Genomic DNA, 20,451 nt, shown 5'->3' with positions numbered 1-20,451 from the left:
GTTTTTCAATCCTTGACGATGTGTTACGGTACGCACAATCTTTTGCTCACCGTGCCCGCGTCAATCCTGTTTTCGCCCCCTGCGAGCCTATTGCCGATGCCCCAAACTTCAGTTGTTCCGCTGGTTCCGGCCCTGCTGTTGAGCGCCCTCCTGTCGCTGGGAGGGCTGGCGGGCGCGCAAACGAGCGGCTTCCAGGGAGTCACCGTCACCGTGCAGGCCAAAGACACCGCCTACGGCATCGCCCGGCGCGCGGGCCTGAGCGTGGAGGCGCTGCTGGCGCTGAACGGCCTGAGCAGCCCGGACCTGAAAGTCGGGCAAACCTTGCGAGTATCTGCGGCGGCGCAGCACATCGTCGGGGCCAGGGAAACGCTGTACGCCCTATCCAAGCGGTACAGCGTCAGCGTGGACGCCCTGCGGGCCGAGAACGCCCTGCCGGAAGGCGCGGTCCTCAGCGTGGGCCAGATTTTGATGGTGCCCGCCAGCGCCACTCTGCCCGCCGCGCCGCCCGCGCCCGTCGCCCTGGCCCCCACGCCGGGGCCGCTTGCCGTGACGCCGGTTCTCTCGCTGCCCTCCGCACTCACTCCGCCGCCCATCCTGAGCGCTTCCCTGCCGCCCGACGCCTTGCCTGCCGGGGCGCAGGACGCCATACCGGAACAGGGGCCGGTGCTTCCCGAAGCCGTGCCGGAAGTTCCCAGTGCGTCTGACACGCCGCCCGGCGACTGGCTGGGCGCGGCGATGGCGCTGCTGGGCACGCCGTACCGCTACGGCGGCACCACCCGCGCCGGGCTGGATTGCAGCGCCTTCGTGTTGCAGGTCTTCACGCCGCTGGGCGTGCGGCTGCCCCGCGTCAGCGCCGATCAGGCGCAGGTGGGCCAGCCGGTGGACGTCAGCGAGTTGCAACCTGGCGACCTGGTGTTCTTCGACACGGCGGGCGGCGGGCGCATCTCGCACGTGGGCATCTACCTGGGGGCCGACACCTTTGTCAGCGCCAACAGCTATCAGGGCAAGGTCTCGCTGGACACACTGACCGCCGACCGCTACTGGGGACCGCGCTACCGGGGGGCCAGACGCGTGCTGAGCGGAACATATATCGGGCAGACGCCGTAAAGCTCAGACACCTCTGCGGGCCACACCCAGCACATGCCCGCTGACGCCCAGTAAGGCCGGATCACGTTCCAGCATGCGGAGGGCACTCAACAGCTCCTCGCGCCGAACACGGTCTTTCATCACGCCCTCTGGATCGGCCAGCAGGTTCGACGGACCTTCCAGGCCATAGAATGCTAGGTCCCCAAATCCAGCCGCCCGCAACTCCGCTGCCAGTTCGGCGGGGTGGTGGAAGTAGGCAGTGGTGAAATAGCCACTTCGACCTTCGGGATTGCGGTAAAGACCTGTGCGGTACGCCTCTTCTCGGATGGGGCGAGAATACGACTCGTCCGGCAGGCCGCGCAGGAAATCGCCGCAGATGGACAGTCGCCGCAGACCACCCCAACGCGTGGGATGACGGCGGCCACGATCACGCCACCGGGGCGTAATACCCGCCGCGCCTCGGTCAGCACGCTTACCCGATCTGCCATATCCGTCAGGTGATACAACGGCCCCAGCAACATAACGGTGTCTGCACTCGCATCGGCGTACGGCAGCTCCCGAGCGTCCCCAGAGTCAGCGAGGCCAGGCCAGCCAGGCCAGCGTCGGCCCGCGCCCGCTCGATGTGGCCCGCCGTGGCGTCCAGCAGATGCACCGTGTACCCGCCAAACAACAACTCGCGCGCGTAGACGCCCGCGCCGCCGCCAATGTCCAGCACTGTGGTGGGCGGCGGTGGCAAGACGCGGCCCAGCACGTCCAGCGTCCGCGCAAATTCGACGACACCCAGACCGCGTGTCAAGCGGTCATGCTCACGGTCCCTGGCGTAGTCATCGGCAATTTCGTCCACGCCTCAGCCTGGAAGAGAGATCGGAATTGGGCCTGCGCCAGTTGGCCTAGCTCCGCCGCGTCACCCCGTCCACCGTCAATAACGGGCCGTACAGCTCCGGGCGGCGGTCCCGGAAAAAGCCCATGCCCGCGCGGAATTTACGGGCCTCGGCCAGATTCAGATCGTGGGTCAGCGCGCCCTCATCGCTGTCGCCAAATTCGGCCACCACTTCGCCGGTGTAGTCGCTGATGAACGAGTGGCCGTAGTACGTCTGGCTCAGGCCGCCGACGACCTCGGTGCCGATCCGGTTGGCCGCGCCCACGTAGCTGGAATTGCTGACCGCGTGGCCCACCATCGCGCGCTGCCACATGTGGTGGCTGTTGGGCGACTCCACCTCGGCGGGTTCAGAGCCGATGGCGGTGGGGTACAGCAGGAAATCCGCCCCCTGGAGCATCATCACGCGGGCGGTTTCGGGATACCACTGGTCCCAGCAGATGCCCGCGCCAATGCGCCCGAAGCGGGTGGGCCAGACCTTGAAGCCGGTGTCGCCGGGGTTGAAATAGTACTTTTCCTCGTAGCCGGGGCCGTCGGGGATGTGGGTTTTGCGGTAATTTCCCAGCACCGTGCCGTCCGCGTCGATGCACACCAGGCTGTTGTAGTGCGCCTGCCCGGCCCGCTCGAAGTAGCTCAGCGGCAGCACCACGCCCAGCTCGCGGGCCAGGTTCTGAAAGCGCCCGATGAACGGGTGGCCCTCCTGCGGGTGGGCCAGGGCAAAGTAGTCCTCGCGCTCCACCTGGCAGAAATACAGGTTCTCGAACAGCTCGGGCAGCAAGATCACCCCCGCGCCCTGGCCTGCTGCGCCCCGCACATGGGCCTCGGCGCGGGCCACATTGTCCTCAAGCTGATCAGTGACGTGCATCTGGATCACGGCTAGTTTCACGGTCTGGGCCGGGAGGTGGGGGGTGTAAGTCATGGGCTGAGGCTACCCGGTTCCCAGCGTGCGCGCCAGGGTTCATCCTCATTTGATACGGACTCCGAATTTGATACGGACTCCGATTGAAAGGTGTTGGAAACACCTGGAAATCCGAGGGGGCGTCCAAGCGTCCTCATGGGCGCTGCTCTGGACAAGACAGCGAGCAGGAGAAAAACGGGTTCCGGACGTGAAGTGGATGAGTCGATGCTGTCCCGATTCATGCACGAAACAAACGCAATCCGTATGATTTTAGCTCCCGCCCGTTTTACTCAGAGATTGGGAAAGCGCCGGGCCGCGCTCAGGTGACGGCGATCACCATCTCTGACCCTGGGTCGTGGTCCAGCTCCGGCATTCCACAGACAATAGTGTTTGCTCTTTCCCAGGACCGTTCGCGCGCAAAGAAGGGAATTTCCTCGGCCATCCATTCGTCCCAGAACACCCGCGTCTGTGCCGTATCTCCGTCCCGCACCAGACCCCGCGTTCTGGCCCTCTCCAGGTCCGATTGCACCCACACCACCACATCTATCCACGGCATCAACTCTTTGCGGGCCGCGCCGCTCCCCTCCACAACGAGTAAGGGACAGCCAGCAGGAACTTCGATGGCCCCTTCGCGGCGGCGCGCGTCCCAGGCTGGGGGGCGGAAATGCACTGCCTGACCGGCATGCGCGGGCTTGAGGACACCCTCGCGCAGCAGTTCCGCCCAGTCGAAAAAGGCGTGGTGCCAGGCAAAGTCATCGGTATGGACCACGACGGAGCCAGACATGGCGCGGCCAATTTGCGCGGCCAGCGTCGATTTCCCACTGGCCCCGCGTCCATCCACGGCGAGAACGCCCGGCCTCGATCCCCCAGCCGGAAATTGGGGCTGCCATGAATTGAGAAGTGCCCCCACGAAAACGACGTGCCACGGCTCGAAAGATGGTTCTTCTGGAGGCAGCTTCATGGGGTTTGAGCCTAGCACCGGGGCTGACCTCTCCAACAGGAGGAATCGGCAGAGACAGCCAGACCATCTCTGGCTCTTTTTCCAGAGGCCAATCCGGCAGGTGAGCGTCTCTTGCCCGGACAGAATCCCCGGTGTGGCTCTAGGCGGGGCGCGCCAGCACGCTGTCCCCGGCGTGCAGGCCGGTTCTCATCAGCAGTTCGGGCGGCACCAGCAGGGCATTGGACAGGTCCCTGTCGCCGCGCACCGGCAGGGTGTGCACCTGCCCGTCGCCCGTCCTGATGGCGATGCTCTGGGGCGGGCGCAACAGGTCCTCCTTCCAGCGTTTCAGGATCAGCTTGTCGATCACCACCACGCCCTGGACCTCATGGGTCACGGCCACACTCAGACGGGCCACGCGGGATTTGCGTGGCGCGATCAGGCGGATCTGGTGCAGCTTTTGCAGCAGCCTGCGGGCGTCGGGGTCCTGCGACAGCACCGAGACGGGCCGCTGGACCTCGATCTGCTTGAGGATCGCCTGCTCTTTCAGGCCCCAGCGAATGCGCGCCACCCGCTCCGGCGAGGTGAGCCTGGCCGGGCCGCCGTACGGCAGCGGCTCTTCGGGCAGGCCGTCCAGCACCTCCAGCGCCACCTCATCCAGATTGACGTTCAGCAGCGGATCGGGATGCAGCACGCCCTCGTCGAACTGAAAGCGGCCCTGCGGATCGCGCAGCAGCCGCAGCAGGGCGGGAATGCCGGTCTGGGCCGCAAATTGCAGGTGCCGGACCCGGTGGCCTTCCAGGAACGCCTGAAACGGTCCGTCGGCGCGGTGAACAATGAGCACGCCCGTGCGGTCCTGCTCGCTCAGCAGGTACAGCAGTTGCAGGAAGTCAAAGGTTTCGAGGCTGGTGGTGTTGTTCATGGACCTCTGGGGAGGGGCGCACCCTTTGAAGGCAGAGTTGCAGAGAGTGTACTGGCAACGGCCAGGGTTGGCTGCGCCCCCAGAAGGGACTACACCCGGAGACCCCCGACGCTCCAGAGTCCCGTGAAGTCGGTGCTGGCTCCCCGGCTACCCGCGCAACAGGTGCGAGAACCCGACGTCCTGAAAGGGAGGCAGGTCTTCCAGTCCCCCCAGCCCGAAGTCCAGCAGGAAACGCGCGGTGGTTCCGTACAGCAGCGGCCCGCCCACCGCGTCCGAGCGGCCCATCACCTTGACCAGCTCGCGTTCCTGCAAGGTGACCACCGTTCCGGCGCTGCCGCCGCGCATGGCCTCGATCTCGGCGCGGGTGACGGGCTGGCGGTAGGCGATCACCGCCAGCACCTCCAACGCGGCGCTGCTCAGCGCGGGCAGCGGCGGCGGGGCCAGCAGCGGGGCCAACTGGGCGGCCAGCGCAGGCGGCACGATCAAGCGCCAGCCCCCGGCCACCGCCTCGGCCACGAAGCCCAGATTGGCCGCCGTCAGGGTGCGTGCGAACGCCTCCAGTTCCCGGTCCACCGTCTCCTCGGGCAGGTCCAGCGTATCGGCCAGTTCCCGCGCCGTCACCGGGCGTCCGGCGGCCAGCAGCGCCGCGCCGATCAGGGCGGTCAGGCGGGGCGGGGCGCTGGACTCATTCACCGCGTTTCACCCGTGCACCCCGGCCAGCAGCGCGGCCACCGCCCCGTCCAGCGGACCGGAGCGCAGCACCGCGCCCCCCGGCAACCCAACCACCGTGCTGGCCAACCCGCCCACCGGCCCCTCGCCCGCACCGTTTTCCTGTCCGTCGGGCAATACAAAATCCGCCAGCGCCATGTCCCGCGCCTGGGCCGCCGTCAGGGCCGGGAGCTGGCCGCTGGGATTGCAACTGGTGGTCAGCAGGCGGCCCCCGCAGCGCCGCAGCAGCGCCAGCGCCAGCGGATGCGACGGCACCCGCAGCCCCACCAGGCCGCCGGGGGCCAGCGTGAGCGGGGTGCCGGGCAGCGCGGGGGTCACCAGCGTCAGCGGGCCAGGCCACAGGGCCGACAGGGCCAACAGCGCCGCGCCCGGCTGGGCCAGTTCCAGCGCGGCGCAGGCATCCTGGCACGACACCTGCACCGGGCGGTGGGCGGCGCGGCCCTTGACCGCGTACAGGCGCTCCACCGCCGCCGGATGACCTGGCAGGGCGGCCAGCCCCCAGACCGTCTCGCTGGGGTAGGCCACCAGGCCGCCCCGCCGAAGAACGGCGCACGCGTCGTCCAGGGCCGCAGCCACGGCGCTGTCGTTTTCAGAGAAAGGGGTCAGGAAATCAGGCATAAAATCGGCGCTTGTAAGGTCAGCGCAAGACCGCCCCAGATTATACTGGGCAGAATATGGCCGTCTTCGAATACCGCGCGCGCGACCGCTCTGGCAAGGTGCTCAAATCCCAGATGGAAGCCGAAACGGCGGCCCAGGTCCGCGACACGCTGCGGGCCAAGAACCTGATGATCGTCGAGATCAAGGCTCCCAAATCCGGCCTGAACGCGGACATCAAGATTCCCTTTCTGGACGACCGCCCCCCGAGTCTCAAGCAGGTCTCGATCTTCAGCAAACAGCTCGCCACGCTGATCAACGCCGGGGTGCCGCTGGTGCAGTCGCTGGCCGTGTTGCAGGGCCAGATCGAGCACAAGGGCTTTCAGAAGACCGTCAAATCCCTGCGCAGCGAGGTCGAGGCGGGCACGCCCCTGAGTGAGGCCATCGCCAGGTATCCCCGGGTCTTTAACCGGCTGTATGTCAATCTGGTGCGCGCCGGGGAGACCAGCGGCACCCTGGACTCGGTGCTGGAGCGCATCGCCGCCTTCCAGGAAAAGGAGCTGGCCCTGCGCGGCAAGATCAAGAGCGCGCTGACCTACCCGGTGGTGGTGCTGGTCTTTGCCGTCCTCATCACCTATTTTTTGCTGACCACCATCGTGCCGCAGTTCGCGGGCATCCTGGAGCAGCTCAACGCGCCGCTGCCCCTCATCACGCGGATGCTGATGGCGGTCTCGGACTTCCTGAGACATTCGGCGTGGCTGCTGCTGGTCTTTGCCGTGGCCGTCACCTTCGCCTACCGCTGGGCCTACAGAACGCCCAGGGGCCGCACGGTTATCGACGGCATCAAGCTGAGGCTGCCGGTCTTCGGCAACCTGACCCAGAAAAGCGCCATCGCGTCTTTTGCGCGCACCTTCGGCCTGCTGATCAGCAGCGGCGTGAACATCATTGAGGCGCTGGAAATCACCAAGGGCACAGCAGACAACGCCATCGTCGAGGACACCATCGAGAACGCCAAGAACGTCGTGATGGTGGGCGAGCAGATGAGTTCGAGCCTGGCGACCAGCAAGGTCTTTCCGCAAATGGTGGTCAGCATGATCGCCATCGGCGAGGAGACCGGCGCGCTGGACTCGATGCTCGCCAAGGTGGGCGACTTTTACGACCGCGAAGTTGACGAAGCCGTGGACAGCATGACGGCGGCCATCGAGCCGATCATGATCGTCTTCCTGGGCGGCATCGTGGGGACCATCGTGGCTGGGATGTTCCTGCCCATGTTCGCCATCATCGGCCAGCTCAGCCAGTAACTTTGTCGGGGTCAGGACAGATTGCCACTTCGGACAGAAACGGCCACCGCGAAGGTGGCTCTTTTGGTGTCCCAGGCGTGAGACAATGCTTGTTCACCAGCCATCCGAGATGTGATCCGTTCGGACCAGTCGTTCGCCTCCAGATCACCCCGCAGGCCTGATTCCTTCCTTTCCTCAGCGGATAATCCGTGCCGGTTCGATGCTGGCGGCGCGGCGGGCCGGGATCAGGGCGGCCAGCAGCGTGGTAGTCAGGCCCACGGCATTGACGCCCAGCAAATCGGTCCAGCGCACCTCCACGGGCAGCGAGGTGATGAAGTACAGATCGCCGGGAATCTGGAAGGGGCGCACCGTGAAATACGCGCTGATGCCCAGGCCCAGCAGATTGCCCACCACCAGACCGCCCAGCCCCAGCACCAGCCCCTCCAGCAAAAAGATGCGCGTGATCAGCCCGCGCGTGGCCCCGATGGCGCGCAGGATGGCGATCTCCTGGGTTTTCTCGAACACCGCCAGGGTCAGCACGTTGGCAATCCCAAAGGCCGCGACGATCACGATCAGAAAGACCACGAACCCGATCACCTTTTTTTGCAGCGCCAGTTGGTCCAGCAGCGTGCCGTAGATGCTCTGCCACGGCAACGGGCTGTAGGCGCGGCTGCGGGTCAGGTCTGCGCCGACGACGGGGGCCAGGTTGGGATCGGTCAGGCGCACCTGATAGCCGGTGATGTTCGCCGTGCCCTGCAATTGTTGTAGCGTGGCCAGGTTGGTAAAGGCGTAGGCGCTGTCGATCAGGTAATTGCCGGTGGTAAAGATGCCCTGGACGGTGAAGCTGCCCCGGCGCTGGGTGCTGTTCAGTAACCGCACCTCGTCGCCATCAAAGCCGCCGATGCTGCGGGCCAGCGCCGAGCCGAGTAGCATCTCGCCCGGCCCCAGCGTTTCCAGCAGTTCGCTCTGCCCCGGCGGCAGTTGCAGGACCCTGGCGGCCTGCGGCGTCACGCCGAACAGGGTGGCAAAGTCCACGCCCGCGCGGTTGCCCGGCCCCGCCGGGCGGGTCAGCAGCCCCTTGTCAGCCAGAAAGGGGGTAAAGGCGGCCACGCGTGGGTCCGCCTTCAGGGCCTGTTCCATGTCGGGATCACGGCCACCGGGGCTAAAGGCGCTCAGGCTCAGGTGGGGGCTGGCGCGTAGGGTGGCGTCCACCAGGGCGCGGGTAAAGCCGTTGGTCAGGCTCAGGGCGGCGATTAAAGCCATGACGCCCACGGCAATGCCCCCTATGGTCAACAGGTTCTGGGTGCGCCGCCGCGACAGATGCGCCCGCGCCAGCGACCACGCCAGGCCCACCGAACGCGGGGCAGAGGTCGGCGGCAGGGTGGGACGGACAGAAGCCATGCGAAGCGGAGGATAGCAGACCGGGGCTGGACTCCGGGGACCGGCCAGACTGCGATTGAACTGTAGGTCATGCCAGGCGACGGGCGGTTCAGCCAGAGCGCAGATGGGGCCGGACCGCCCTCCCACACCGGTGCGCGTGACGCCGCCTCCCATCAGATCAGTCGGACAGGTTGCAGCGAGACCTCCCTCCCAGCTCGGCGCTGGCAACGGAAGCGCAGTCCAGCTTGCAAGTTGTCATGGGCGGCAGCCCGGAGGAGCGGCAGACCTGAGCGCCACAGAAAAGAGCCGCCCACCCGGACGGCCCGCAGTTGAAGAAGTTTAAGAAGAGACGTTAGCGAAGAGCGGTAATCCGCACCTGGCGCGCGCCGAAGGTAATGGCCTGGCTGTGGGTGCTCATCCAGATGTCCAGGCTGCCGGTCTTGCGGGCAGCCATCGTATCTTCGACGATGAACACGCGGCCACGCAGCAGGTTGTTGTACCGTCCGCTGAGATCCTCGATGGCAATGCGGGTGCCGTAGGGGAAGGACCGCAACATGTCACGGCTCAGGGCCACCACGCCGGGGCGGGTGCGGGTGCCGGTGGCGGTGATGAACGGCGTGCTGTCGGTCTGGCCCACCAGGCTGTTGTAAGCGGTGGCGCGCACAATGGCCGAACGGCCCCGCACCGTGAGGGCAGCCACGGGTGCGGCGGCCTGCTGGGCCTGTTGCCGCTGCGTCTGGGCAATGGCGGCGGCGCGGGCCTGCGCGGCCTGCCGGGCGGCCTGGGCCTGCCGGGCCGCTGCGTTCTGGGCTGCCGTGGCCCGGGCCGCTGCCGTCTGGGCTGCTGCCGTCTGGGCTGCTGCCGTCTGGGCTGCTGCCGTCTGGGCTGCTGCCGTCTGGGCCGCCGCATTCTGCGCGGGCTGCGGACGGGCCGCCTGCACCGGGGTAGGCTGCGCCACGGGGGCGGGCGGCGGCGTGACCACCATCGCCTGACGAACAGCGTCGCTGGCAAGAGTGCTGGCGGGTAGGGCAGGGGTAGCACAGGCCAGGCCCGCGAAACCGAACAGAACGCTGAGGGTCCAGCGATTGAGTTTTGAAACCATGTGTTCTCCTTTGGGCGTGGGCGGTGAGACAGCCCGCAGCCAGCGCGCAACCGACGGACAGGCCGCGCAAACATTGAAACGAATCCTGGTCAAGTCTGAGGGCAGCAGTCAAGACACCCCCGACCTCGCCGTTGAGCCTAGAGGGACAACATCAGCAGCCTATGAGCCTGACCCGCCTTACGTCTCACAAATCGGCCTGCAATTCTTTTTTCAGGTTCAAAACGATTCGCATTGAGCGGATCAGAGGGTGGTCCAGAAATGAGACGAGGTTTAACTATGCCGTGATGCTCTCATCTTTAGAGTGGTCACAGGATGAAGATAGAGTCACATTCACGGTAAATTCTCACCGCTTTAGCTCCGTTTTATGAGCAACATTACAATTGATGGGCACACGATGGAACCTGAGACGGCGCTTCCGGCCCATCCCCGCATCCAGCGTGAACAGATTCTCAGCAAAGGCCCATAAAAAGAGGGAGGGGAAGACGCTTGCACTCGCATCCTCACCTCCCTGTGCCGGGTTTATTTTTCGGTGGTCTTGGGCGTCTCCACTTTGGGAGCGGCCCCCCAGCTCGACAGCACTTCCGTTGAGATCTCTTTGAAGATGGGCGCGGCCAGCATGGAGCCGTGGTAGTTGGTCTTCGCGCCGTGGACCATCACCACCACCGTCATCTTCGGCGCGTCCACCGGAAAGAAGCCCGTGAAGACGCTGTTGTAGACGGTGGAGGAATACCGCCCGTCCACCACGACCTGGGCGGTGCCAGTCTTGCCCCCCAGCGCGTAGCCCTTGACCCCGGCCTGATGCGGAATGCCCTCCTCGATCACGGCCTGCAACATGGTGCGGGTGGCGCGGGCCACCTCCGGGCGCAGGACCTCACGCCGCCCGCCGCTGCTGGGTGCGCCCTCGATCAGTTGGGGCGGCAGGTACAGGCCGTCGTTGGCCAGGGCGTTGTAGGCAGAGGCCAGTTGTAGGGTGGTGGTGCTCATGCCCTGCCCGAAGGCGTTGGTGGCGCGCACCAGATCGTCCCACTTGCGGAGCGGCTGGAGCTGTCCGGTGGCGGCGGGAACCACCGGCATGTCGGGGTAGCTGCCGAAGCCGTAGTCGCTGAAGTAATTGCGCAGCTTCTCCGGCTCGAAGGGTTCCACGATGTGGCTCATGCCCACGTTGCTGCTGTAGCGCAGCACCTGCTGGGTGGTCAGGGTGGTGGGATGCTGCACGGCGTCGTTGATCACGCTGCCCCAGCGCCCACCGACATGGCGGCGCATGGGCGTGTCGTAGATGGTCTGCGGGGTGGTCAGGCCCTCGTTGATCGCGGCGGCCACCACCAGGCCCTTGACCACCGAACCCGGTTCATAGACGTCCAGAAAGGGGCGGTTGCGCCGGGCATCCAGGGAATAGTCGCGCCAGCGGTTGGGATCGAAGGCCGGGTAACTGGCGGCGGCCAGCACGCGTCCGGTGCGGGTTTCCATGACTACCACCGAGCCGTAATCGGCCTGGTGTTCGGGCACCGCCTTGCTCAGCGCGGATTCGGCGGCGGCCTGCACGCCGGTGTTAATGGTCAGCTTCAGGTTCTGTCCGGATTCCAGCGCGCGGTCATAGGCGTACTCCAGGCCCTCCAGGCCGTTGGTGGTGCCCATCATGCCCAGCACCTGCCCGGCCAGGTGGCCCTGCGGGTACACGCGTTTGCCGTCCACGCTCTGGGCCAGCACCTTGCCGTCGCTGGAGGTCACCGTGCCGCGCGCCTGCACCAGCGTGCGCGTTACGCCCTGCGGCGCGTTCCACTCCAGTTGGGCGTAGGCCCACACCAGGCTCAGGACCAGCAGCGTCGCCAGAAATTGCATCAATCGGGAGCGGTTGCGAATCTTTACCTCCACTGCGTATTCACCTCCACGGTGTTGTCCGGCACGGTGTTGTCGGGCACGGTGTTGTCGGGCACGGCGCTTCCCGGCTGGACTGGGCTGACAGCTTGGTTTGGGTTGACGGGCTGCTCCGGGTTGGCGGGTCCGTTCCCCTCACCCGGAGTCGGCAGCGGCAGGATGGCCTGCGACTCCTTGGCGGCCTCCGCAAAGCGGATCATGCCGTTGGCGAAGGCCCAGTCGCGGATGCGCTGCGGGTTTTCCAGCGTCTGCACCTGCACAGCCAGATCGTTGCGCTGGGTGAGCAGAGCGGCCTCTTGGTCCTGGGCGGCGCGTAGCGTCTTCCGAATATCGTAGGTGAGGGCGCGGACGGCCACGAGCGTCAGCGCCAGCGCCAGGTAGATCAGCACGTAGCGGATGGCCCGGCCCCGCCAGGTGGCCTCGCTCAGGTCCGGGCTGCCCAGGCGTGGGGGTAGCCCGGGTGGGGGCAGCGAGGGTGGGCGCAGGGCGGTCACGCCGCCGCCTCCAGCTTCTCGGCGCTGCGGAGCTTGGCGCTGCGGGCGCGCGGGTTGCTGGCCTGCTCGGTCTCGGCGGCGATCACCGGACGCTTGGTCAGGGGGCGCAACGCCGCGCTGCCCAGCAGGAAACGCTTGACGATGCGGTCTTCCAGCGAGTGAAAGCTGACCACGGCCAGCCGCCCGCCAGGTTTCAGCAGCGTCTCGGCGGCCTCCAGCCCGTCACGCAGCGCGCCCAGTTCGTCGTTGACATGAATCCGCAGCGCCTGAAAGGTGCGCCGCGCCGGGTGGATGCCCTTGCTGAAGCCGGGATAGGCCCGCTTGACGATCTCGGCCAGTTCCACGGTGGTCTCGATGGGCGCTTTCTCGCGGGCGTAAACGATGCCCCGCGCGATCCGGCGCGACAGGCGGTCCTCGCCGTACTCGTAAATGATCGAGGCCAGCTCGGCTTCGGGGTAGCTGTTGACCACCTCGGCGGCGCTCTCGCCGGACTGGCTCATGCGCATGTCCAGCGGGGCCGCCGTGTGGTAGGAGAACCCCCGGTCCGTGTCGTCAAGTTGAAAAGAACTGACGCCAATATCGAGCAGCACGCCGTCCACCTCACCCACGCCCGCAGCGGCCAGCAGGCGCTGCATGTCGCGGTAGTTGCCCTCCAGCACGGTCAGGCCGTCCAGACCAGCCTCGCGGGCGCGGGTCAGGGCGAAGGGGTCCTGATCGATGCCGTAGACGGTGGCCCCCGCCGCCAGCAGCAGCCGGGTGTGGCCCGCGCCGCCCAGCGTGCCGTCCACCATGATTTTGCCCGGAGCGGGTTCCAGGGCCGCCAGCACCTCGGCGGCCAGTACAGGGGTGTGCGAGAGAACGTCGGGGGCGGGGGTCAGGGCATTGTTGTTCATGGGTCACGCCACGAAGTTGATGAGCAGGTCGGGTTTGGGGGGACTGTCCTGAACGGCGCTGATGGCAGCGTCCCAGCGGGCGGGACTCCACAGTTCCAGGCGGCCCGGTGCGCCCGCCACCACCACGTCGCCGTCCAGCGCCGCAAAGGTGCGCAGGGGCTGGGGAACCGAGACGCGGCTCTGGTTGTCCAGCCGCGCCTTGCTGGCCCCGGAATAGAAGAAACGAACGAAGGAGCGAGATTCGGCGTCGGTCAGGGGCAGCCCTTCGAGCTGTTCCTCGACCCGCCGCCAACTGGAGAGCGGAAAGACGTACAGGCAGCCTTCCATCCCGCGCGTCAGGATCATGCCGTCCTCGACGAATTCCCGAAAGGCCGGTGGCATGACCACGCGTCCCTTGTCGTCGATGGTGTAGGGATACTCTCCGAACGGCAAATCCTTCTCGTCTCCTCTCGCGCGCTATTCGGCCTTTCCCACCCAGTCCCACCTGTCGGTCCAGAGGCGAGGCCAGCCTTTCAACCTGAAAGGCGCAATGTGAGGGGCTTCAGGTTGTACTGGGGAGTGTAACAATCCCACCCACGAATTACCACCCGTTCCCACAATTTTCCCCAGATACCCCCCTATTTTCGTCTAATTTCCCACCCATCTTTCCCAGAAGCTAGAATCAAAACTGGTCTTCCGAGACGCTACGCGGGCCGGGGAAGTCCGCTATAGACGGCAAATTGGCACTTCTGGGAGGGGCGGTGGCAAGGTTACCCGCACTTCCCCCTCTCCCCCACCACGCAGGACAAATCCCCACCAGCCCCCTGCCAGAGCCTTCGACTCAGGAGCAGTTCAGGATGGGCGTGCCTGAATCAACCACGAATCTCCTGGGGCGGGACGGCCTGGAGCGCTGCCGCAACGCTGGAGATGACATGGTGCTGGAGCACCGCGCACCGGGGCTTTGGGTATGGAGAACAACCGTTCAACCGGGTTGAAATCCGGGCTGTCCGTGGAGCAGGGCGACAGCGAATAGCCGCCGATTGCTGCCGATCTCCACCCCAGGCTCCGGCCTGACGTCGCTTTACGCCTTCGACCGCCACGGCGTGTAGCGTTCAATCGGACTTTTACGGAAGGTAGGCACGCGTCCGCCTCCGCGTTGTGCTGGCCTGCTAGCCTGTCCCCCATGACCGCGCCCATCCCACTCTCGGCGGGCGGCTCGCTGTATGAGCGGATCGGGCCGCAGGCGCTCTCCGCCCTGGTCACGCGCTTTTACACGCTGGTGGCCCAGGACCCGGACCTCTCCCCCATCTTTCCCGCCGATCTGACACTGACCGCCGAAAAGCAACTGGCCTTTCTGACCGGTTTTCTGGGCGGGCCGCCGCTGTACCACCAGACCTATGGACCGCCCAGACTGCGGGCGCGTCATCTGCCGCACGCCATCACGCCCACGCGCGGGCAGGCGTGGCTGGCGTGTATGGACCGCGCGCTGCGGGACACGCCGCACATTGCTGGGGCCGAGGCGCGGGAACTGCACGCCGCGCTCGCCAGGGTGGCCGCACACATGGTCAATACCCCCGGTGATGGCGGCGGCAAAGTTGGACAACTCTTTGCAATTGACTAGCCGCGTGAACGTCTTTTTGGGCGCGCGTTTCCTAGACTGCGGGGTATGACACAGCCGCGCAGTATCGAGGACCTCCGTACCGAGATCGATCAGATCAACCGTGACCTGCTGAACCTGCTGTCCCAGCGGGCCGCAGTGGTGGCCCAGATCGGCCATGCCAAGACCCAGGAAGGCCGCCCCAACCATTACGATCCGGCCCGCGAGGACCGGCAACTGCGCGAGCTGGAGGAGCTGAATCCCGGCCCCTTCAGCGGCGCAGTTGTCAAGCACCTGTTCAAAGAGATCTTTAAAGCCAGCCTGGCGCTGGAGGAAAGCAACGACAAGAAGCAACTGCTGGTCTCGCGCAAGGTCAAGAGCGAGGACACCGTGCTGGACATCGACGGGGTGAAGATCGGCGGGAACGAGCCGCCCATTATCATCGCCGGGCCGTGCAGCATCGAGAGCGAGGAGCAGATGGAGCAGACCGCCGAGTACCTGGCGGGCAAGGGGATCAAGATCCTGCGCGGCGGCGCGTACAAGCCGCGCACCAGCCCCTACGGCTTTCAGGGCATGGGCGTGGACGGCCTGATTCTGGGCAGCCGGGTGGCCCGCAAGAACAAGATGCTGTTCGTGACCGAAGTGATGGACACGCGAGACGTGGAAGTGGTGGCGGAGTACGCCGACATCCTGCAAGTCGGGGCGCGCAACATGCACAACTTCGCCCTGCTGCGCGAGGTGGGCCGCGCCCGCCGCCCGGTGCTGCTCAAGCGTGGGCTGAGCGCCACCATCGAGGAATGGCTGTACGCCGCCGAATACATCCTCTCCGAGGGCAACAGCGAGGTCATCCTGTGCGAGCGCGGCATCCGCACCTTTGAGAAGTGGACCCGCAATACCCTGGACCTCTCGGCGGTGGCCCTGGCCAAGCAGGAAACCCACCTGCCCGTGATCGTGGACGTGACCCACGCCGCCGGACGCCGTGACCTACTGATCCCGCTGGCCAAAGCAGCCCTGGCCGTCGGCGCAGACGGCATTCACATCGAGGTCCACCCCAGCCCCGCCACCGCCCTGAGCGACAACGAGCAGCAACTGGACTTCGCCGGATACGACAGGTTCGACGAGGCGCTGGCCTCCATGCTGAAGGTACCTGCGGGCGTCTGAGCCTGAGCCTCACGGATGGGAGGGAAGCCCCGCCGGGTGCGGGGCCTCCTTTTTTCATTGGGGAGAGAACCCCCCCCGGTCTGCTTCGCTGCCAGCACAGTCTGTGTCCGCTCCTGACAGTGCGCTTCAAGCGTTCCAGGGGGAAGCACACCAGAGGGGCAGACCGGTACAGCTCCGCAGCAGGGGGGTGACCGCCAGCCCCACCGGAGTCCGGGACTCCCTTTTCATGTCGCCGTGCGCGGCATACTCCGGGCATGACTACTCCCGCCGAACTTCTCGCCGATCTGGCCCAGCATCTGGGCGCGGACGCGGTGGGCTGGGCGGCGGCCACCGTTCCAGCCGACGCCGTGGCTGAATACGCCCGCTGGCTGGGTGATGAACGGCACGCGGGCATGGCCTATCTGGAGCGGCAGCTTCCGGCGCGGGCCGATCCCTCATCCCGGCTGGAGGGCGTGGGCAGCGTGCTGGTGCTGGGCGTGTCGCACGCCTTCGAGGAACCGTCCAGACCTGCGGACGGCATCCGGGTGGGCCGCGTGGCGCGCTACGCCTGGACGCCCGACTACCACGATCAATTGCAGCCGCTGCTGACGCGCCTGGAAGCCGAGGCCGCCGCAATGGGTATCCGGGCGCGCGGGTACGTGGACCACGGCCCGGTGATGGAACGCCTGTTCGCCTCTGGCGCGTTTCTGGGCTGGCGCGGCAAGTCGGGGATGCTGGTCAGCACGCGGCTGGGCGCGTTCGTGACGCTGGCGGTGCTGCTGACCGATCTGCCGTTCGGGGGAACCGGGACGGCACATCCTGACCGTTGTGGGCGCTGCTTTCGCTGTGTGGCCGCGTGTCCCACGAACGCGATTGGCGAGGACCGGGCCATCGACGCGCGGCGCTGTATTTCGTATCTGACCATCGAACACCGTGGCCCCGTGCCGCACGAGTTCCGCCCCGGCATGGGCGAGTGGCTGTTCGGCTGCGACGTGTGCAGCGAGGTCTGCCCGTGGTCACAGAAGGCCGGACCGCTGGCCGAATTGCTGAGGCCACAGCCGGAGCTGGCCCACCCCGATCTGAGCGCCTTTTTCGGCAGCGGGGAACGGGAATTCAACCGGCGCTTTGCAGGCACCGCCTTTCTGCGCCCGCGCCGCAAGGGTATGGCGCGCAACGCGCTGACCGTGCTGGGCAACACCCGCGCGCCCCAGGGCTGGCCGCTGCTGCTGGCAGGCGCGCAAGACCCCGCCCCCGAGGTCCGGGAGGCGGCGGCCTGGGCGCTGGGCCAGTGGGGCGAGCTGGACCGGATACGCGCCCTCCTGAATGACCCGGACGAGGGGGTGCGGGCGGGCGCGGTGCGGGTGCTGGCACAGCATTCGGGTTGAAGACTGGCGGGGAAGATCGCGTCTCAGGATGGAGGCGGTGTGATCCAGGAGGCAGTGCGACCCGGTCCGGTAGACGCCGGATGGCCGGAGAGGCGGACAGACGGACAGGCCAGCAGGACAAGACCACCCACGCTCAGTCTGATCAGCCTGTTTCCTCCTCAATCGCCGACATCCCGGGATCATTGAGCCTGCCTCAATCTCCGCTCTAGATTGGCGGGCCAATTGTCAGACACCCGACATGTTTCTTGCCTACCATAGACGGGTGCGCGCCGTCTTCCTGCTGTCCCTGCTCGGTCTCGTGTCCCTGAACACGGGCCTGGCCCAGTCCACGCCTCCTGCCCCCTCGCCCGCATCAGCTCCGGCCAGCGACGCCCCAGTGGTCCTGATCCCGGTGATCGTCACCCGTTATCCACATGACCGCGCCGCCTTCACCGAGGGCTTTCAGTATCTGGGCAACAGTACATATATAGAAAGTACTGGCCTGGTGGGCGAATCCGGCGTGCGGCGGGTGGAGCTGAAGACGGGCAAGGTGCTGGGCAAGGTGGCCACGCCGCTGGCCACTGCCTTCGGCGAGGGTGTCACGGTGCTGGGCGGCGTGGCCTACCACCTCACCTGGCAGGACGGACTGGCCTTTGCCTTCGACGCCGAGACGATGAAGGAGGTGGGGCGCTACCGTTACGGGGGCGAGGGCTGGGGCCTGACCACCAACGGCAAGGACCTGATCATGAGCAACGGCACGCCCACGCTGGTCTGGCGCGATCCCAAGACCTTTGGGGTCAAACGCAGCGTAACCGTCACCGACGCCGGGCAGCCCGTCAAGAACATCAACGAGCTGGAATACGCGGGGGGCAGCGTCTACGCCAACATCTGGCTGACGGACCGGATTGCCCGCATCGACCCGCAGACCGGCAGGGTAACCGCCTGGATCGACGTGTCCGCCCTGACCCGCGAGGCCAGCACCAGCGCCGCGAAACTGGGGAAGCCCCTGACCTTCGACGACATCCCCAACGGCATCGCCTACGTGCCCGAGCGCGGCACGCTGCTGCTGACCGGCAAACGCTGGGGCACGATTTTCGAGGTCAAGATTCCGGGGTTGGGGACCACGAATGGACGCGCTCAGCCCAGACGCTGAAGCTCTAACGTCGTGAGGCTGGGAGGCGCGAATGGACTGCCTCCCAGATCATTCTTTCCAGCTCAGCTTCGGCCAGAGTGGCGTCTAAGACCAGAAAACGATCCGGCTCTGCCTCAGCCAGTTGCACAAAGCCCTGCCTGAGCCGCTGATGGAAAGTGAGGTCCGCCTGCTCCAATCGGTCCGGCTGGCCGCGCCGCGCTGCCCGTTGCAAGCCAATGACGGGATCGAGGTCAAGCAGTACCGTCAGATCAGGCCACAGTCCGCCCGTCGCCGCCGCCGTGATGCCACGCAGAAGGGCGGCGTCCAGGCCGCGCCCGAAGCCCTGATAGGCCAGGCTGGAATCGGCGTAGCGGTCACACACCACCACCTTTCCCCTGTCCAGCGCGGGCCGAATGACGTTGGTGACGAGCTGGGCACGGCTGGCGCTGTAGAGCAGGAATTCAGGCAGCGGATCGATGGTCAGTTCCGGGTCCAGCAACACGTCGCGGACGCGCGTTCCCAGCGGAGTGCCGCCCGGCTCGCGGGTGATGGTGGGGGCCTGACCCGCTGCCTCCAGGTGCCACGCCAGCCGCGCGATTTGCGTGCTTTTGCCCGCACCTTCCGGTCCCTCGAAAGACAGGAAGAGGCCGTGTCCAGGCTGGGTCATGGGTTGCGGAGGCACCGCTGGCAGGCCACCCTCATAAGCCCGTCGGATGATGCAGGAACTGCCACGGCAGGCCGAATTCTTCCTCAATTTTGGCGGCCAGGGCGCGGACGCCAAACACCTCAGTTTCATAGTGTCCGGCGAAGACCACGTTGACGCCATATTCAAAAGAATCGTGAAAGTGCTTGTGTTCCGGTTCGCCGGTCAGGAGGATATCCAGGCCTGCCGCCGCCGCCTCGGCCACTGCGCCCGCGCCACCGCCACTGACGATGCCCAGGCGTTTGACGGTGGGCTGTCCGCCGCCGTGGACCAGGCAGATCTCGCCGGTCAGCTTCTGCACCCGGTCCGCGAAGTCCTGCAACGACTGCTCGAAGGGAAGTTCCCCGGCCAGACCGATCTTGTGGCCCGCCCAGTCTCCGAAGGGCTGACGGTTTTCCAGCGACAGGGCGTTGGCGATCATGGCGTTGTTGCCGATCTCGGGGTGAGCGTCCAGCGGAATGTGGACGGCGTACAGGTTGAGGTCCGCCGCCAGCGCCGTTTGCAGGCGGGTGCGGTGCGGCCCAGTGATCGCCAGCGGATCGCCCCAGAACAGGCCATGATGCACCAGCAGCATGTCCGCGCCGCTGTCTGCCGCGTGCTGGAGCGTCTGCACGCTGGTGTCCACGCTGGCCGCGACCCGGGTGATGGTGGCGTTGCCCTCGATCTGAAGGCCGTTCATGCTGGGATCGGGATAGGCGTCGATTTTGAGGTAATCGCCAAGCCAACGCACCAGATCGTCACGGCTGACCTCGGCAAGCTCGCGGGTGGGGAGGGAAGTCATGGGGGCATTGTAGAGGCGGGGGCGCAGGGCCAATGCCTCTGGGGATGGGTTGTGAGGAGGATTTAGCAAGAGGGCCAGATCAGCAAAGCTAATGGGCCAGCCCTCCCCACGTTGGAGGAGTTGCTGGCCCGCATCCGGCCTGGGCAGGTGCATGGAGAAGCGGATTGGTGGCGGCTAAGGGGAAGGAGTGAATCCTACAAAACCAAGAGGCGGGCGACGAGCTAATTCTAAACGTTAATCCACATTCTTAGTTCTGGACAGTCTTCAACTCTAAATCTAAATAATCAAGAATTTTGACCAACGCAGTTGGAATTTTTGCAGAACTTCTGTCCATAATCAACCCCGTTTAGGGCTTGAGTCAGAGTAGATTTTCCCGCTCCCAGACGATAAAAATTGAGACGATATGGCTAGATATCGTCTCCACCACAGTTTAGGCCGTCGGCGCAACATTCGCACCCTTCACCGCTGGGCCAAAACGCACTTCAGCGATCACAAAAAGTGTCGTCATCAGAAAGTCACCGACGCCATGCTCATAGCTCTCTTGCTGGCACGCTTGATCTACAAGCAGGCGTATCCCTCGGTCTGGTGGAGTGATCTGAGGGCAGACCGCCCCGGTCTGCCCTCGTACACGCAAGCCTTCAACCGGGCTAATCGTCTGCTTGAAACGCTGGAACAGGTCTGTACGCCG

The 20,451-nt window shown here is 65.9% G+C and carries 21 protein-coding genes and 1 pseudogene; 7 read left to right on the top strand and 15 right to left on the bottom strand.

The window, feature by feature from the left end:
- Positions 1 to 96: 96 nt before the first annotated feature.
- Positions 97 to 1,107: a C40 family peptidase gene (locus Q322_RS0112590; RefSeq protein ID WP_029478265.1), complete on the top strand. Its 1,011-nt coding sequence runs from the start codon at positions 97 to 99 to the stop codon at positions 1,105 to 1,107.
- A gap of 173 nt (positions 1,108 to 1,280) precedes the next feature.
- Here the strand turns inward: Q322_RS0112590 and Q322_RS24570 are convergent, their stop codons facing one another.
- From Q322_RS24570 to Q322_RS0112560, 7 genes are all read right to left on the bottom strand, one after another.
- Positions 1,281 to 1,607: a class I SAM-dependent methyltransferase gene (locus Q322_RS24570; protein ID WP_245593247.1), complete on the bottom strand. Its 327-nt coding sequence runs from the start codon at positions 1,605 to 1,607 to the stop codon at positions 1,281 to 1,283.
- Positions 1,580 to 1,930: a class I SAM-dependent methyltransferase gene (locus tag Q322_RS24565; protein ID WP_051668509.1), complete on the bottom strand. Its 351-nt coding sequence runs from the start codon at positions 1,928 to 1,930 to the stop codon at positions 1,580 to 1,582. The genes Q322_RS24570 and Q322_RS24565 overlap by 28 nt, the downstream gene beginning before the upstream one ends.
- A gap of 46 nt (positions 1,931 to 1,976) precedes the next feature.
- Positions 1,977 to 2,882, bottom strand: coding sequence for an N-carbamoylputrescine amidase (aguB, locus tag Q322_RS0112580; RefSeq protein WP_029478264.1), 906 nt, complete (start codon positions 2,880 to 2,882; stop codon positions 1,977 to 1,979).
- 298 nt (positions 2,883 to 3,180) lie between these two features.
- The gene (locus tag Q322_RS0112575; protein WP_211248901.1) at positions 3,181 to 3,822 is read right to left on the bottom strand and encodes a uridine kinase family protein; all 642 of its coding nucleotides are present in this window, start codon (positions 3,820 to 3,822) and stop codon (positions 3,181 to 3,183) included.
- Positions 3,823 to 3,961: 139 nt separating this feature from the next.
- Positions 3,962 to 4,720, bottom strand: coding sequence for a DUF4388 domain-containing protein (locus Q322_RS0112570; protein WP_029478262.1), 759 nt, complete (start codon positions 4,718 to 4,720; stop codon positions 3,962 to 3,964).
- A gap of 147 nt (positions 4,721 to 4,867) precedes the next feature.
- A complete protein-coding gene (gene scpB, locus Q322_RS0112565; RefSeq protein ID WP_029478261.1) occupies positions 4,868 to 5,413 on the bottom strand; it encodes an SMC-Scp complex subunit ScpB in 546 nt (181 codons plus the stop codon).
- Between the two features lie 6 nt (positions 5,414 to 5,419).
- Positions 5,420 to 6,067: an L-threonylcarbamoyladenylate synthase gene (locus Q322_RS0112560; RefSeq protein ID WP_051668508.1), complete on the bottom strand. Its 648-nt coding sequence runs from the start codon at positions 6,065 to 6,067 to the stop codon at positions 5,420 to 5,422.
- 56 nt (positions 6,068 to 6,123) lie between these two features.
- Between Q322_RS0112560 and pilC the strand changes: the two genes are divergently transcribed.
- The gene (gene pilC, locus Q322_RS0112555) at positions 6,124 to 7,344 is read left to right on the top strand and encodes a type IV pilus assembly protein PilC (RefSeq protein WP_029478259.1); all 1,221 of its coding nucleotides are present in this window, start codon (positions 6,124 to 6,126) and stop codon (positions 7,342 to 7,344) included.
- 174 nt (positions 7,345 to 7,518) lie between these two features.
- Here pilC and Q322_RS0112550 read toward each other — a convergent pair whose 3' ends face one another.
- From Q322_RS0112550 to mraZ, 6 genes are all read right to left on the bottom strand, one after another.
- A complete protein-coding gene (locus Q322_RS0112550; protein ID WP_029478258.1) occupies positions 7,519 to 8,724 on the bottom strand; it encodes an ABC transporter permease in 1,206 nt (401 codons plus the stop codon).
- Positions 8,725 to 9,055: 331 nt separating this feature from the next.
- A complete protein-coding gene (locus Q322_RS24040) occupies positions 9,056 to 9,805 on the bottom strand; it encodes an RlpA-like double-psi beta-barrel domain-containing protein (RefSeq protein WP_029478257.1) in 750 nt (249 codons plus the stop codon).
- A gap of 519 nt (positions 9,806 to 10,324) precedes the next feature.
- Positions 10,325 to 11,677 (bottom strand): peptidoglycan D,D-transpeptidase FtsI family protein, encoded by a 1,353-nt coding sequence (locus tag Q322_RS0112540; protein WP_029478256.1) that lies wholly within the window; start codon positions 11,675 to 11,677, stop codon positions 10,325 to 10,327.
- Positions 11,668 to 12,174, bottom strand: a complete 507-nt coding sequence (locus tag Q322_RS24135; RefSeq protein WP_211248900.1) for an FtsB/FtsL family cell division protein — start codon at positions 12,172 to 12,174, stop codon at positions 11,668 to 11,670. Before Q322_RS24135 ends, Q322_RS0112540 begins: the two co-directional genes overlap by 10 nt.
- Positions 12,171 to 13,067, bottom strand: a complete 897-nt coding sequence (gene rsmH, locus Q322_RS0112530) for a 16S rRNA (cytosine(1402)-N(4))-methyltransferase RsmH (protein WP_029478254.1) — start codon at positions 13,065 to 13,067, stop codon at positions 12,171 to 12,173. The genes Q322_RS24135 and rsmH overlap by 4 nt, the downstream gene beginning before the upstream one ends.
- Positions 13,068 to 13,070: 3 nt before the next feature.
- Positions 13,071 to 13,499, bottom strand: coding sequence for a division/cell wall cluster transcriptional repressor MraZ (gene mraZ / locus Q322_RS0112525; protein ID WP_029478253.1), 429 nt, complete (start codon positions 13,497 to 13,499; stop codon positions 13,071 to 13,073).
- A 730-nt stretch (positions 13,500 to 14,229) separates the two neighbouring features.
- Between mraZ and Q322_RS0112520 the strand changes: the two genes are divergently transcribed.
- The 4 genes from Q322_RS0112520 (at position 14,230) to Q322_RS0112505 (ending at position 18,300) form a co-directional block, all read left to right on the top strand.
- On the top strand, positions 14,230 to 14,667 hold the full coding sequence (locus tag Q322_RS0112520; protein WP_029478252.1) for a globin domain-containing protein: 438 nt from the start codon (positions 14,230 to 14,232) through the stop codon (positions 14,665 to 14,667).
- Between the two features lie 45 nt (positions 14,668 to 14,712).
- Entirely contained in the window at positions 14,713 to 15,804 is a 1,092-nt protein-coding gene (locus Q322_RS0112515) for a bifunctional 3-deoxy-7-phosphoheptulonate synthase/chorismate mutase (RefSeq protein ID WP_029478251.1), read from the top strand.
- Between the two features lie 254 nt (positions 15,805 to 16,058).
- A complete protein-coding gene (queG, locus tag Q322_RS0112510; protein ID WP_029478250.1) occupies positions 16,059 to 17,168 on the top strand; it encodes a tRNA epoxyqueuosine(34) reductase QueG in 1,110 nt (369 codons plus the stop codon).
- Positions 17,169 to 17,430: 262 nt separating this feature from the next.
- On the top strand, positions 17,431 to 18,300 hold the full coding sequence (locus Q322_RS0112505; RefSeq protein WP_245593246.1) for a glutaminyl-peptide cyclotransferase: 870 nt from the start codon (positions 17,431 to 17,433) through the stop codon (positions 18,298 to 18,300).
- Between the two features lie 4 nt (positions 18,301 to 18,304).
- On the opposite strand, the gene tmk is transcribed toward Q322_RS0112505, so the two are convergent.
- Together tmk and Q322_RS0112495 are read right to left on the bottom strand one after the other, a co-directional pair.
- Positions 18,305 to 18,946 (bottom strand): dTMP kinase, encoded by a 642-nt coding sequence (tmk, locus tag Q322_RS0112500; protein ID WP_029478248.1) that lies wholly within the window; start codon positions 18,944 to 18,946, stop codon positions 18,305 to 18,307.
- A gap of 31 nt (positions 18,947 to 18,977) precedes the next feature.
- Entirely contained in the window at positions 18,978 to 19,763 is a 786-nt protein-coding gene (locus Q322_RS0112495; RefSeq protein WP_029478247.1) for a Nif3-like dinuclear metal center hexameric protein, read from the bottom strand.
- 403 nt (positions 19,764 to 20,166) lie between these two features.
- Between Q322_RS0112495 and Q322_RS22505 the strand changes: the two are divergent.
- Positions 20,167 to 20,451: pseudogene (locus Q322_RS22505) on the top strand (IS982 family transposase); the annotation flags it as partial.

Source organism: Deinococcus frigens DSM 12807 (genome assembly GCF_000701425.1).
GTDB classification, from domain to species: domain Bacteria; phylum Deinococcota; class Deinococci; order Deinococcales; family Deinococcaceae; genus Deinococcus; species Deinococcus frigens.
Note: the sequence above shows the minus strand (reverse complement) of the source record. Positions and strands in the feature narration are given on the sequence as shown.